This is a genomic window from Candidatus Anaeroferrophillus wilburensis (assembly GCA_016934315.1).
Classification (GTDB): Bacteria; Desulfobacterota; Anaeroferrophillalia; order Anaeroferrophillales; family Anaeroferrophillaceae; genus Anaeroferrophillus; species Anaeroferrophillus wilburensis.
Window position 1 is genome coordinate 62431 of record JAFGSY010000025.1, and the last position, 14924, is coordinate 77354.

Here is a 14924-nt window from a genome sequence, read left to right on the forward strand (position 1 = left end):
GGGATGCTATATACCATAATGCCGTTTCAAACTCAAGAAACCATTGCGCTCAAAGGAGGACAGAGAATGGCGACCACCATCACCTTCGGGACGTCAGGCTGGCGGGCAATCATGAATGAAGATTTCACTTTTGCCAATGCCAAAATCTGCGCCCAGGCAATCGCTGACTATCTGCACCGGGAAAAACTCGCCGACCGGGGCATTGTCATCGGCTACGACAGCCGTTTCATGGGTGAGGATTTTGCCGCCCAGTGCGCCATGGTGATGGCCGCCAACCAGATTACCGCCCATCTCTGTCTGCGGGAGACTCCGACCCCGGTCATCGCCTGGGAGATCATCAGCAAACAGCGGGCCGGCGGCATCAACATCACCGCCAGCCACAACCCGCCCAGCTACAACGGCATCAAATTCTCCCCCGCCTGGGGCGGCCCGGCGCTGCCGGAAACCACTTTGTGGATCGCCAGCCGGGCCAATGAGCTGATGAAGAGCGGCAGCTACCGCCAGGAATCCCTGGCCGAAGCCAAAAAAACCGGCAAACTCGTTGATTGTCGCCCGGAAACGGGCTATTTGGACGCACTTAGACAAAAAATTGACCTGGAAACCATCGGCAGAGCCGGCCTGAAGATCGCCATTGATCCCATGTACGGCACCGCCCGGGGCTATCTCGACAGCATCCTCAAAGAGTGTACCACCAGTCTTGAAGTACTCCACAATTGGCGGGACCCCTATTTCGGCGGCCGTCCGCCGGAACCCTCGCCCGAAAATATCCCCGAGCTGATGGACCTGGTAAAAAAAGGAGCCTACGACCTTGGTTTGGCCACTGACGGCGACGCCGACCGCTTCGGGATTGTTGATGCCGGGGGAGAATTCATTGATGCCAACACGTTCCTGGCGTTGGCGGCTGACTACCTGTTGGCCGATCGGAAGTGGGAAGGCGGTCTGGCCCGCTCGGTTGCCACCACTCACCTGCTGGACCGGGTTGCCCGCCACCATCAGCGGCAACTGCATGAAACCGCCGTCGGCTTCAAATTTATCGGCGAACTGATCACCAAAGATGCACTGGTCATCGGGGGAGAGGAAAGTGCCGGCTTGAGCATCAAGGGCCACGTACCGGAAAAAGACGGCATTCTTGCCTGCCTGCTGGCGGCGGAAATGGTGGCCAAACGGGGTATATCGCTGGCCGCCCAGCGGCAGGACCTGTTTGCCAGGATCGGCCCCCTCTACACCAGGCGGGTCAACATCAAACTGACCGAAGAGGTAAACCGGAAGATCAGGGAAACGCTGACCCAACCAGTCAGCACCGTCGGCAACCTGAAAGTCGAGGAAACGATCACCATTGACGGCACCAAATATCTGTTTTCCGATGACCGCTGGCTGCTGATCCGCCTGTCGGGCACCGAACCGGTTGCCCGACTCTATGCCGAAGCACCAACCCATGAGCAGCTTGACGAACTGGTCCGGGAGGGTACGGCATATTTTTTCAGCTGATCCAGGCAGCGGTCAGTGATGATCAAAAAACATAAGGAAAAGTATGAACTGATATCCTCAGTTGCCCGATGAGCGTACCAGCACAGTAGTTCGCGCTCATTCTCGCCGGACCTCATGTCCGGCTCCGAGGTGTCCGCCGCGAATCACCATCCGGGTGATTCGTCCGACGGCCAAAACCGCTTTGAACCACTGTGCTGGTACACTCGGGAAATCCCAAGGCAGTTTTGCAAAACCATAACCCAACAACCAAAAAAGAGACGATGGACTATCAATCATATCCCCGCTCCCGCAAGGCGATGGCCATGAAACCCTTTCTGGCCATGGACGTCCTTGAACGGGCCCAGGAACTGGAACGCCAAGGCCGATCAATCATCCACCTGGAGGTGGGCGAACCGGACTTTCCCACCCCCGAGCCAGTCAAAAAAACTGCCCTCGAGGCCCTCAGCCAGGATAAAACCCACTACACCCACAGCATGGGCATCCTGGGGCTGCGGCAGGCAATTGTCGACCACTATCAGCGCCGCTACGGGGTTGTCTGCAGTCCCGATCAGGTGCTGGTAACCTCGGGAACCTCACCGGCCTTACTCATGTCCTGCGCCGCCCTGCTCAATCCCGGCAACCGGATGATCATAACCAACCCCGGTTATGCCTGCTACGCCAATTTCATCTCCTTTTGCGACGGCATTCCCGATCTGGTGGATGTCCATGAAGATGACGGCTTCCAGTATGACCTTGAGACGGTGAAATCACGACTCAGTCCCACCACCAGCGGCATCCTGATCAACTCACCGGCTAACCCCACCGGCACCCTGCTCTCCGCTGAGAGGATGCAGCAGATAGCCGACCTGGGGATTCCGGTGATCTCCGATGAGATCTACCACGGCCTTGAATACGAGGGCAAAACCCACTCCATCCTGGAATTCACCGACAACGCCTTTGTCCTCAATGGCTTTTCCAAACTCTACGCCATGACCGGCTGGCGCCTGGGCTACCTCATTGCCCCGAAAGCCTACATCCGTACCCTGCAGACCATGCAGCAGAACTTCTTCATCGCCGCCAGCCATTTCGGCCAGGAAGCGGCGATTACCGCCCTCGAATCGGCAGAGGTACAGCAGGCAGTCACCGACATGAAAACCACCTATGACCAGCGGCGCCGCTACATGATCGAACGGGTGCGCACCATGGGCCTGGGCATCAAAACCGAGCCCACCGGTGCCTTTTACGTCTTTGCCAATGCCAAGGCGTACTGCACCTCATCCTATGACTTTGCTTTTGAGATTCTGGAAAAAGCCGGCGTCGGGGTGACCCCGGGGATTGACTTCGGTAGCAGCGGTGAAGGCTTTATCCGCTTCACCTATGCCAACTCGATGGAGAATATCAAGGAAGGCATGGACCGACTGGAAAAATTCTTGGCTGATCGTTAACGAACCATATTCACCACCAAAACACAGAGTTTAAACTCAACACATATTGGGTTAATTCTGGGCAGGATAGTTGTCGGGATGAGGTTCTGAGCGGTTTTGGCCGCCGGACGAATCACCTGGATGGTGATTTGCAGCGGACGCCTCGGAGCCGGCCACAGATGGCCGGCGAGAATGAGCGGGAACTTCATCCCAACAGCTATCCGTCGTTCGGCTCAAAAAGAATTGCCAATTTTTCCTCTCTGCGCTCTTTGTGTCTCTGCAGTGCAAAAATCCCTACTGCATTCGCCCTTTTGCCGGCAGGGGAAAAGCCAGCAGGTAGCTGTCGCCGGTTGTCTTCAACAGGTCCTCCCCGCGCTTCACCAGCATACAGAAGAGCTCCTGCCCCACAACATGCATCCCCTGCAGGGGACCGTCGAGCTTCCCGGTCAGGGGTCGCAGGACGAAACCGGAACCGGCATGCCTGACCAGCTGCACCGACCCCTTATTGAGAAAACCATAGTCACCGACGCTGGTGGACATTGACGAGGAGTTTTGTACCGCCAGCAGCTCCTTTTTGCCGTCACCGTCAAGGTCATAGGCCTGCAAGGGAACCGTTATCTGCTTCTTGTCCGTGTAGGATACCTTGGTAGTACCGATCTCCACCTCGACAGTATTCAGTGAGCCGCCAAGCCGATCATCGCTGAGCCACAGCCGATTGCTGCCCTGGTAGATCTCCAGGAAATTATGCTCGTTAATAAAGCACAGCTCCCGCCGGCCGTCGCCGTTGATGTCGTCATAGAGTGCCCCCGGCAGGCGGAAGCCCAGGGGAACCATGAAAGCCTCGACGCTTTCCACCCGCTCCCCCTTCAAGACCAGTCGGTACACCTGGGAGCCGAACACCGTTTCCCCGGCAAAGGTCTGGCCGAGAAAATGGCCGCCTTCAGCCGTCGAACGGCCGCCGACCATCCCCATGGCAAACGGAATGTTGCTGGCCACAACCTGGAATTTTCCCTCTCGAAACCCGATAATAAAGGAAGAAAAGCCGTCCTCGGTTTCTTTCAAGGTATTAACTAAAATCTCCTGCTTTTGGTCGCCATCGATATCGGCAAGCTGGAGATTGATGATCGTCCCCCAACTGTCATAATGGTAGCGGTAGCGGTACTGGAGCCCCTTGTCGGTCAGGGAGTAGACATAGATCTTTTCCGTATCGGTAAATACCACATCGGTCAGACGGTCGCCGGTGACCTCCCCCATATCCATGCTTTTGACCACCAGGCTGATCTCCTCCAGCTGCCGATAACGGGAGATCAAGGCCCGTTCCTGGTCGGCGGTGTTCAGGGCATAGCCCTGGTTCCCGGCCACACCATTGCCTTGTGCCGCTGGAAACCCCGGAGCACTGATGTTCAGAGAGGCAAGAGGAACGGAGGTCATCAGCTCATAATCAGCATTATAGAGATAATTTGCCTGCCGGTCAGCCACCAGATAGAGATCATAACCGGCACGGGCCATCTCCTGAGGCCGCTGCAGAAGCGGCCCGTATCCCAGGCCCACGTTGTATTCTTCCCAGACGATGTGGGGCAAGACTCCCTTCAGCCGGGAGTAAAGCACCGTATTGGTGCCGCTGGCATCGACAAACAACAGCCGCTGTCCGGCGGCCCTTTTCACCTGCTGGCCCCGGAGCAAGCGGATCCCCCGGCAGCCCTTGAGGGGAACGGTCACCGCATACTGCTCATCAACCCTCACCACTTTCAGCAGCGAGAGCCGCTGCTCCTGCCGGCCGACAACCTGGCCGGTCACCGGATGAACCATGGGCGGGCCGCTGACCACCACCGAAAACAGGTCGCCGGGCAACACCCCCCTGATGCGACCGCAATCGATCACCACCCCCTGCTGGTCAAGCTGAACAATATAACCGCCAACCGGTTGCAGACGACGGGATAACTCATCCGCCCCTAACGCCCAAGCACTGCCGGCCAAAAGACTCACAACAGCATAACAAGCCACCAATCGAAACAGTCTACTCATCAGCTTTTCTCCACCCTGCCCACTACCTACCATCAAGCGACGGCTGTCTTTTCAGTTTCATTATCACTGCACTACTACCCGGCTTACCAGAAAAGCAAAAAAAAGGGAAGCGCCAATGCGCTTCCCTTTTCAAGCAACGTAAGGATTTCCTTAGAATTTATAGCGTACCCGAGCGGTGGAGATGAAGATATCCTCATCGGCACTGCCATCCTGATCAGCTTCAAAGTAATCCAGCGCGTCGCCGGCAAAGAGATAGCCGGCATTGACGGCAAACTCGAGGTTGTCATAGAGCATGTACTTCAGGTAGGCATCCACCTCAAAACCGATCTCATCGTCTTTATAGGTGGCATACTCGATATCCTCGGCGGTCATCATGTACATCCCGGCAATCCCCAGGGTCAGCTTCTTGCTGGCCTTGTAGTCGGCCGCCAGCTTGTTCATGATGAAGCCCTTGTCCAGCAGATAGGGCCGCTCGGAGAAATAGTTGTCATCGGTGAAACCGCCCTCAAAGAGACAGATATTGTCGAAGGTGTCCACATCAACCGAGATGAAACCGTCCAGATCATCGTCCGTCGCATCATCATCACCGGAGGCATACCAGAAGGTATAGGTGAACTTCCAGTTATCCATCTTATAGCCAAGATCAACGTGGCCAAACCAGGCCGCAAGGTCCTGATCTTCGGCACCGGAAATCTCATCAACACTGCCATCTTGGTACATGAGATCCCAGTTGGCAAAGAAGTTGTCCTTGCCGAAGGAGCCGTCGGTGCCGATGGTCAACAGGGTTAAATCGTAATTATTGTTAAATTTCTTCACTTCGTAGCTGGCAGCGGTCGGCATCCCGCCAACGGCCTCATTATCATCATCACCCTGCATATAGAGGGCAAAAATACCAGCCTTCAGGCCGGCTGCCGGCTTGAAATTCACCCGGCCGATAAAAGCATCAAGATCTTCGGCATCGTCATTCTCGTCAGCCACCGGATCATTGTAGGGCCGTATCCAGCCCAGCTGATAGTCAACGCCGTTGGCGCTGCCGTCAAAAATCACCCCCATGGCGGTTTCTTTCCAGAGATACTTGTTCACCGATACCGGCTGCAGCCCCATGGTGAACTGGGCCTTATTTTCGCAGTTGGGCAGCTGGAACTGGGTATAGAGCCAGCGGGTTTCAAAATTTATCCCATCACCGGAATAGCCCGCTTTTTTGGCAGAATCGCCGTATTTCAAGGAGCCCACCTCAAAAGCCATGACACCCTTGACCTTGCCGTCGTTGGTGGCCGCGTCAAACCACATGCGGTATTTGGCTTCGCCAAACGTTTCGTTGACATTGCCGTCATCCAAAGTGGCGGAGTTTTCCCCGGCACCTTTCACCCAATCAAAATGATTAGTGTGGATCATGAACCGGTTGTTAAAATCTCCCTTGATCTTCACGTCGGCGGCCGTGGCCGGCAGGGCCAGGGCCAGGGCGGCGAAAACCGCCAGCACCATCACAAGTTTTTTCATCTTTCCCTCCTTAATGTTATGTTACGGATACAACAACACCATTAAAAACCTTTATCATGATCACCGTTCCTGCTTCCGGAATCGGTGGAAAACGCCGACTACACTAAATATCGTGATATATCAATGAGACAGTGTACTTCCGCGTTCCAAAGCTGGATTAACAAATCCTAATCAGGATTGCAAGGGAAAAAAGCTATAATATTATTAATTTACTGTTAAGACATTGGTTTTCACGGGCCTTCGCACCATCGACAGCAGACTGAACATGCACACCCCTGAAAACCGGACGCCCGCTTACAGGATCCGCAGAATGCCCTCGTAAAGGTAGTCACGGGTATTATTGCGAATATCCTCCGGATCAAGCTGGCGGCGGGCCAGACCGGCTACCATGGCGGCTTCGGCAACCGCGGCCGCCACCTGGGGCGGCACCACCAGATCCATGGCCGGTGGGATAATGGTCCCCTCCTCCAGGTCGGCCTGGGTCACCAGGGCGGCAATGGCATGGGCGGCGGCGATCTTCATGGAATCATCAATCTGCCGGGCCCGGACATCAAGGGCGCCGCGGAAAATCCCCGGAAAAGCCAGGGAGTTGTTCACTTGGTTAGGAAAATCCGACCGCCCGGTGGCCACCAGCCGGGCACCGGCGGCCAGCGCATCGTCGGGCATGATCTCCGGCACCGGATTGGCCAGGGCAAAGATAATCGGATCAGCCGCCATGGTTTTGATCATTGCCGCCGTGAGGGTTTTTGGTTTCGACAGCCCGACAAAGGCATCCGCTCCCTTGATGACTTCGGCCAGCAAACCTTTAATCTTCTCGGGATTGGTAAGCCGGGCCATCTCCTCCTTGTAGGGATTCATCCCCTGGAGACGGCCGGGGAAAATGGCGCCAACCGTATCGCACATGATGATGTTGCTGATCCCGGCAGTGAGCAGCAGTTTGGTGACCGCCGTCGCCCCGGCACCGGCGCCGTTAACCACCACCTTGATCTGCTCAGCTTTCTTGCCGACAATCTTGAGGGCATTGATCATCCCCGCCAGGGTGACCACTGCCGTCCCATGCTGGTCGTCATGGAACACCGGAATATCCAGCCGTTCCCGCAGCTGCCGTTCAATCTCAAAACAGCGGGGCGCGGAGATATCCTCCAGGTTGATGCCGCCGAAGCCCGGGGAGATGGCCTCCACCACCCGGATAATTTCGCTGACCTCCTGGGTGTCGATGCAGATGGGCAGGGCCTCCACGCCGCCGAAGGTTTTGAAGAGGATCGACTTGCCCTCCATCACCGGCATCGCCGCCCGGGGACCAATATTGCCAAAACCCAGGACCGCCGAGCCATCGGAGACCACCGCTACCAGATTGCTTTTGGCCGTCAGGTCGTACAGGCGATCGGGGTCATTGACGATCAATCTGCACGTTTCGGAAACCCCGACAGCCGAGTAAAGCATGGAGGCCAGGTGAGTATCCTTGAGGGGAATTTTCGCCTCGATGCCCACCACCCCCATATAGCGCTTGTGAAGTTCCAGGGACTGCTCATCAAGACTCAGGGAAGGGCCGCTTCTCTTCTTCCGCCGGCTGGATGCCGGCAGGATGGAAAGCTCCCCTTCATAGACATAGCGAAGGAGCTTCTCCTTCACCTTTTCCGGCTCAACGGACTTGCGATTCACCCCCTCCCGCACCGCCGCCTGGGCGACCTGGCAGGCAATTTCCGGTGCCAGGCTGAAATCGAACAGCCGGGGAATGATATTGACCTCATTCAGCTGGTCTGCCGGGATGTGTTCCTGCAACGCCCGCACGGCCGCCAGCTCCATCTCCCAGGTCACCCGCCAGGCAGCGGCATCCAGGGCACCACGGAAAAAACCGGGAAATACCAACGATGAGGTGAGGTAATTGGGGTGGTTGACATTGCCGGTGGCGACAATAAAGGCCCCGGCTTTGCGGGCGGTGAGATAGTCAATTTCCGGCTCCGGCAGCGCCAGGGCGAAAATAACCGGTTTCGCCGCCATGGCGGCAATCCAGCCCTGCTGGAATACCCCGCCCGATGAGAGGCCGATAAAAACATCAGCCCCCGGCAACACCTCCGCCAGACTGCCTTTCAGGTGGGCGGCATTGGTAATGAAGGACAGTTCCGACTTCACCCAGTTCATCTGTGCCGTCCGATGACGATAGATCGCCCCGGCCCGGTCGCAGACGATCACCTCGCCGGCTCCCAGCCGCACCAGACTGCGGGCCACGGCAACCCCGGCGGCACCGGCACCGTTGATAACTATTTTGCAGGCGGACAACTCCTTGCCTGCCACCTTCAGAGCGTTGCCCAGGGCGGCAAGCACCACAATGGCCGAACCGTGGTGGTCGTTGTGAAAAACCGGCAGCCGCACCGCCCGCCGCAGGCGCTCGACGATGGCAAAACAGTCGGGGGAAGCAATATCCTCCAGACAGATGGCCCCCATGGTGGGCGCCATCACTCGGGCGATTTCGACAAAATCATCGGGGTTATCGGTATCGACCGCCAGCGGCAGGGCATCGATGCCAGCAAAGGTTTTGAACAGGACCGAGACCCCCTCAAGCATGGGAATGGCGGCTCTGGCCCCCACATTCCCCAGCCCGAAGACCGCCGAGCCATTGGAGAACAGGCCGACGGTGTTGGCCCGCATGGTGTAGATGAAGGAATCGGTCGAATCCTCGGCAATGGCCTGGCAGCAGCTGCCGACCCCTGGAGTGTAGACCAGGCTCAGCACCGAGGTATCCTTGATGGGCACCTTGCTGCGCACCCCGATCAGACCGCGGTATTTTTCCCGCAATTCCATCGATTTTTTTGCCACTGCCATGATCGGCTTCCCTCTCTGCTTTTTTTATTTCTCTACATAGGTCATCAAAACCCGGCCACTGATCTTTTCCACCAGGAAACTTAGCAGATAGACCACACATCTACCCCAGGTAAACCTCATAATAGATCATACACAGATATTATATCCCCAGGAAGGCCTCCTTCACCTGCTCATTCTCCAGCAGCTCAGAACCGGTACCTTCGAGAACAATACGACCATTTTCCAGCACATAGGCCCGGTTGCACATCCCCAAGGTTTGAATAACATTCTGTTCGGAAAGCAGGATCGTTACCCCTTCGCTGTTGATCTTTTTCACCAGTTTGAAGACATCCTGCACCAGAATTGGCGCCAGGCCCAACGATGGTTCATCAAACATCAACAGCTTGGGCAGCGACATAATGCCACGGCCGATGGCGGCCATCTGCTGCTCACCCCCGGAGAGGGTGCCGGCCAACTGTTTGCGTCGCTCTTTCAAACGGGGAAAGAGATCGTATACATGTTCCATGGTCTGGGAACGCTTCAATTTTGCTTCGTTGCTGAGTGACCCCATGATCAGGTTCTCCTCAACGGTCATTTCCGGAAACAACCGCCGGCCTTCAGGCACATGGACAATACCCTCTTCGATGATCATGCTGGGTGGCAGATGATCTACCCGCCGGCCGCCGAATTCAATGGTTCCCTGACTGGGCGAAAGCATAGAGGAAATAGTCCTGATAACGGTTGATTTCCCCGCACCGTTGGCCCCCAGCAAGACGACGATCTCCTCCTCATGAACTTCGAAATTGACATCCCAGAGAACCTGCAGATCACCATAAAAAACATCAATTCCGTTAACCTTTAACATAATCCTCTCCCAAATACGCTTCAATAACCGCCTGATTGTTAGCCACCTCTTCCGGTGTACCAGAAGCAATGGTCTGGCCGAAATTGATCGCATGAATACGGTCTGAAATAGTCATGATCAGCTTCATGATATGTTCAATAATGAGGATGCTGATGCCGCTGTCTCGTATTTTTTTGATCAGTTCAATGGCCAGATCCACCTCTGTGGGCGTCAGACCGGCGGCCGTTTCATCGAAGAGCAGCAGATCCGGTTTGGTGGCCAGCGCCCGGGCAATTTCCAGCCGCTTACGGCCGCCGATGGGCAGACTTTTTGCCAGTTTATCCCTTTCTGGATACAACTCGCAGAACTCCAGCACTTCATGGGCCGTTTCCCTGGCCTTGGCAATACTGTTCACCCGACAGAAGGCGGAGGCAGTCACATTATCCAGCACCGTCAACCGCGCCAGGGGTTTAACCACCTGGAAGGTGCGGCCAATACCCAGATGGCAGATCTTGTGAGTTTTCATTCCCTTGATACTCTGCCCCTTGAAAAGGATATCCCCCGACGTAATGGGATAGAAATTATTGATACAATTGAAGGTTGTGGTCTTACCGGAACCATTGGGACCAATAAGACCAAATATCTCTCCTTCATGAACCTGGAAGCTGACATCATTGACCGCCACCAGGCCGCCAAATTTCTTCGTCAGGTTTTTCACCTCAAAAAGCGCCATTCTCTTTCTCCTCAAGTAGCATGTAAACCTCAGATCCGAAACGCCTTACTACGGAAAACATGTCGCCGTATCTTCTCCCAATCGCCGACAATACCATTGGCGAGAAACATGATCACGAAGATGACCAGCAGGCCAAAAACCAGGGCATGCCCCTGGCTCACCCATTTAGGCGCCAGGCCGAAAAAGGAGCTCCGAAAGGTCTCCTGCAAACCGACCATGACCACGGCACCTACCGCCGGGCCCATGATGGTTGCCACACCACCGACGATACCTACCAGAATGGCCATAATGGAAATGTAATGCAGGGAGAAAACCACCTCAGGATCGATAAAGCCCATGTAATTCATATAAAAAGCGCCGGCCATGCCAGTAAAAAAAGCGCTTACCAACAGCGAAATGTTTTTATACAAGGTGGTATTGATGCCCATTGACTCCGCGGCATCCTGATCCTCGCGGATGGAAACAAAATAAAAGCCCCATTTGGACTGCATGATCCGGTGAATCACATAGATGCAGACCACCGCCAGGGCCAGGGCCAGATAATAATAAGGCAGTTTGCTTTTGAAAGCCGGAATCAGCAGAATGCCGACCATCCCGTCAGTCAGATCCTCCCAGTTGGTGGCAATCAGGCGGATAATCTCACCACCGGCCAGGGTAGCCAGGGCAAAGTAGGGCCCCCGCAGACGAAAACAGACCCAGCCGACAAAAAGGGCGATAGCCATGGAAACAAAGCCGCCAAACAACATCCCCCACCAGGGCGATACTCCCAGTTTAGTGAACAGGATGCCAGCCGTATAGGCACCGACACCGAAAAAAATGGCGTGGCCAAAGGAAACCTGCCCGGTATAACCGGCTAGTAAATTCCAGGACGAACCAATAATCACCCACATGAAGGTAATAATAAGCAAGTGCTGATAGTAGCTGGAGTGGACAGCAAGGGGAAAAAACAGCAGCACCAGACCCACAACCAGTAAAGTAATAGTCCCTTTTTTCATAACATCCCCTAAATTTTTGTCAGACGTTTCAGGCCGCCGGGCAGAAAGACCAGAACAAGGACAAAGATAATAAAACCAACCATCTCTTTATAGCCCATACCGAAATAGGTAGCGCCCATGGATTCGGCGACGCCCAGAACAACCCCGCCGACAATGGCTCCTACCGTACTACCCAAACCGCCAAGAATGGTGATGACAAACGCTTTCAGGGTGAATGGGCCGCCCAGGTCGGGGAAAAGATAAAAGATCGGCATCAGTAGACAGCCGGCCGAGGCCACCAGAGCGGAACCAATGCCAAACGTGATGATGGTAATCCGCTCACTGTTGATCCCCATCAGGGTGGCTGCCTCCTTGTCTTGGGCCGTTGCTCGGATGGAGCGGCCGATATCGGTTTTCAGCAGGAACCAGAAGAGGATGGCGGTAAAGACAAGGGAAATCACAAAGGCGATGCACATGGGAAGGTTGAAGGAAATATTGCCCAGAAACAGAGCCGAAGAGCTGTAGGATGTCTGAACGGTCTTGTAATCCGATGAAAAAATAAAGCGGGCGATCTCTGCCATCACCATGCCGATGCCGACGGTCATCAGAACCTGATTCTCCGGCAGCACCGAATCCACCTTCATCAGCGGGTTGAGCAGGTATTTCTGCAAAAAGCAGCCGAGTAGAAAGAGGGCCGGCATGGCCACTACCAGGGAGATATAGGGATCAATATGAAAATAATGTGACAAGACAAAGGTGATGTACATGGCCACCATCATCAACTGGCCATGGGCCAGGTTGATGATGCCCATCACCCCCATAATCAGGGTCATGCCAATACCGATCAGACTGTAGACGCCGCCGATAAGCACACCAGCCACCAGGGTTTGGATGAACACATCCATCGTATGTTCCTTTCCTTACAACAATCAGCGATAAAAGCTTAAAAAAAGGCATCAAGGCAACGCATGCGGTGCCTTGATGCCATCAAACATTAATAACCCCAGGATTTCAACCAGTCAACGGGATACACAAACTCGCTGGTGGTGCATTTAACGCCGGCACAGACTTTCGGCCACACCAGCTCCAGGTTACCATCGATCCACTGGACCACATAAGTCTCAGCCGTATTCTGGTTTTTCATCTTACCCCAATCACCAAACTTCACCGGTCCAAAGACGGTCATCATATCTGTTTCCAGCAGGGCCTGCCTGACATCAGCACTGGAGAATGATTTTGCCCGTTTAAGGGCATCGGCAATCACATAGCAAGCGGCATAAGCTTCGGCACCGTGATATTCAGTGGTTTTATTAAACTTGGCAAGAAACTTGTTATAGTAGTCCATCGCCCCCGGATACGGCAGCACTTGGTGCCAAAGGGTGGCGGAGATGAGCTTGTCGCCGGCCACCCCGGCATTCTGCTGAAACTCGGGCAGGGTAAAACCGGCGCCGGCGCCGACAAACATCTTCGGGGTCAGCTTGAGCTCCTTGGCCTGCTTCATGATTAAAGCGGCGTCCATGACGTAGGAGATCATGTAGACAATATCAGGGTTTTTCTGTTTCACCTGAACAAGCACCGGCTTAAAATCAATGCCGCCGTGCTCATAACCTTCTTTCAGGACAACCTTGTAGCCCAGATTGTCACAGGTTTTTTCAAAAGCGCTTGCCCCTTTAGTGCCGAACAGGGAGTTTTCATGCAAAATAGCCACCGTCTGCGGTTTCACCACCTCCTGAAGGAGGGACTCAACGGCACTGGCATACTTGCTTACCGGTGGATTGAGACGGAAAATATAGTCCCAGCCGGAGGTGGTAATTTTATCGGCGGAACCGGTATTGACCAGGAAGGGCACCTGATTCTGCTGGCAGACACCAGCGGCGGCATAAGTCACCGAACTGCTGTAGCCGCCGCCAACCATGACCACCTTATCCTTGGTGATCAGCTTCTCCACCACCGAGCGACCCACATCCGGCCGGCCGGTGGTATCCTCGATGAGCAGTTCCAGCTTTTTGCCGTTGATGCCGCCGGCGGCGTTGATCTCTTCCAACGCCAAGTCAAAGGATAATTTTTCAATCTCCCCAAACTTGGCCATGGCACCGGTGAGCGGCAGGACCACTCCGACCTTGACCGAATCAGCAGCCACGGCCCGAGCTGGAACAAAAGCAAAACCCAGCACCAAAAGACAAACGAATCCCAAGAGAATGTTCTTTTTCATCTGCAACCTCCTTAATGGTGTTTTCACCTGCAACGGCACAGGCATACTGTAAAACCCTATTTTAGGCATATGCGAGGCTAACAGGTGAGCCGGGAGCTGTCAAGTAGACCTTTTTTGATTTTTCTGTAAGAATATTTCTGATGCCATCATGGGCATTTGCTAGATTGCCATGGCACTGGGGTAAGTTTCGAAGCAGTTCGTGAATATCGACACAGCACCAGCCGGCAACATGGTGACGCGGGCTGGACCCTGACCACGGCACTACCCCGAGGACGTTATTACGACAATGGATTGGGTACGCTGAGCTCAGACTTCAATGAGATGGTTCTGGATAGCAAAGCGGGATAATTCGGCATTATTGCGCAAATTGAGTTTTTTCAGCAAACGGAATCGGTAGGTATCAACGGTCTTGGTGCTGATATGGTACGCTTCAGCAATTTCACGGTTGGTTTGCCCCTGGGCCAGTTGCCGCAACACCTGCAGCTCCCTTGTCGACAGTGAATCCAGCGGTGACTGGCCCTGTATGCCGCGGACAAGGCGCAAGGCCAGCATCTCGGTAGCCTCCTGGGTCAGATAGCGGGAACCGCCATATACACTGCGGATGGCCATCACCAGATGTTCAGGAGCAGAGCGCTTGGTGACGTAGCCCATCACCCCCACTTCCACGGCGCGCACCACATACTGCTCTTCCTCATGCATGGTTAAAATAACAATCGGCAACTGCGGAATAATCGACAAAAGCTGGCTGGAAATTTCCAACCCATCCTGGCCCGGCATGGAAATATCAATGACTGCGACATCAGGACGTTTTTTCTGTGCCAGCTGCAACGCCTGCTGACCATCTTCAGCTTCAGCAACAACGATAAGGTCACCACTTTCGTCAATAATCCTGGCCAGACCAGCCCGCACAATACTGTGGTCATCGGCCAGCAGAACCTTAATT

General features: G+C 54.7%; 11 protein-coding genes. 2 read left to right on the forward strand and 9 right to left on the reverse strand.

Features of this window, described 5'->3' with window-relative positions:
- Positions 1 to 66 precede the first annotated feature (66 nt).
- Positions 67 to 1488, forward strand: coding sequence for a phosphoglucomutase/phosphomannomutase family protein (locus tag JXO50_06105; GenBank protein MBN2332662.1), 1422 nt, complete (start codon positions 67 to 69; stop codon positions 1486 to 1488).
- A 260-nt stretch (positions 1489 to 1748) separates the two neighbouring features.
- The gene (locus JXO50_06110; GenBank protein ID MBN2332663.1) at positions 1749 to 2912 is read left to right on the forward strand and encodes a pyridoxal phosphate-dependent aminotransferase; all 1164 of its coding nucleotides are present in this window, start codon (positions 1749 to 1751) and stop codon (positions 2910 to 2912) included.
- Between the two features lie 273 nt (positions 2913 to 3185).
- Here JXO50_06110 and JXO50_06115 read toward each other — a convergent pair whose 3' ends face one another.
- From JXO50_06115 to JXO50_06155, 9 genes are all read right to left on the reverse strand, one after another.
- A complete protein-coding gene (locus JXO50_06115; protein MBN2332664.1) occupies positions 3186 to 4916 on the reverse strand; it encodes a VCBS repeat-containing protein in 1731 nt (576 codons plus the stop codon).
- Between the two features lie 150 nt (positions 4917 to 5066).
- On the reverse strand, positions 5067 to 6416 hold the full coding sequence (locus JXO50_06120) for a hypothetical protein (GenBank protein MBN2332665.1): 1350 nt from the start codon (positions 6414 to 6416) through the stop codon (positions 5067 to 5069).
- Positions 6417 to 6710: 294 nt separating this feature from the next.
- Entirely contained in the window at positions 6711 to 9218 is a 2508-nt protein-coding gene (locus tag JXO50_06125) for an NADP-dependent malic enzyme (GenBank protein MBN2332666.1), read from the reverse strand.
- A 160-nt stretch (positions 9219 to 9378) separates the two neighbouring features.
- Positions 9379 to 10083, reverse strand: a complete 705-nt coding sequence (locus JXO50_06130) for an ABC transporter ATP-binding protein (GenBank protein ID MBN2332667.1) — start codon at positions 10081 to 10083, stop codon at positions 9379 to 9381.
- A complete protein-coding gene (locus JXO50_06135) occupies positions 10070 to 10795 on the reverse strand; it encodes an ABC transporter ATP-binding protein (protein MBN2332668.1) in 726 nt (241 codons plus the stop codon). Before JXO50_06135 ends, JXO50_06130 begins: the two co-directional genes overlap by 14 nt.
- A 29-nt stretch (positions 10796 to 10824) precedes the next feature.
- Entirely contained in the window at positions 10825 to 11790 is a 966-nt protein-coding gene (locus JXO50_06140) for a branched-chain amino acid ABC transporter permease (GenBank protein ID MBN2332669.1), read from the reverse strand.
- A gap of 8 nt (positions 11791 to 11798) precedes the next feature.
- A complete protein-coding gene (locus JXO50_06145; GenBank protein ID MBN2332670.1) occupies positions 11799 to 12674 on the reverse strand; it encodes a branched-chain amino acid ABC transporter permease in 876 nt (291 codons plus the stop codon).
- A gap of 89 nt (positions 12675 to 12763) precedes the next feature.
- Positions 12764 to 13981 carry an ABC transporter substrate-binding protein gene (locus JXO50_06150; protein ID MBN2332671.1) on the reverse strand — a complete coding sequence of 406 codons (1218 nt, stop codon included), beginning with the start codon at positions 13979 to 13981 and terminating at the stop codon, positions 12764 to 12766.
- A gap of 306 nt (positions 13982 to 14287) precedes the next feature.
- The gene (locus JXO50_06155) at positions 14288 to 14923 is read right to left on the reverse strand and encodes a response regulator transcription factor (protein MBN2332672.1); all 636 of its coding nucleotides are present in this window, start codon (positions 14921 to 14923) and stop codon (positions 14288 to 14290) included.
- Position 14924 lies beyond the last annotated feature (1 nt).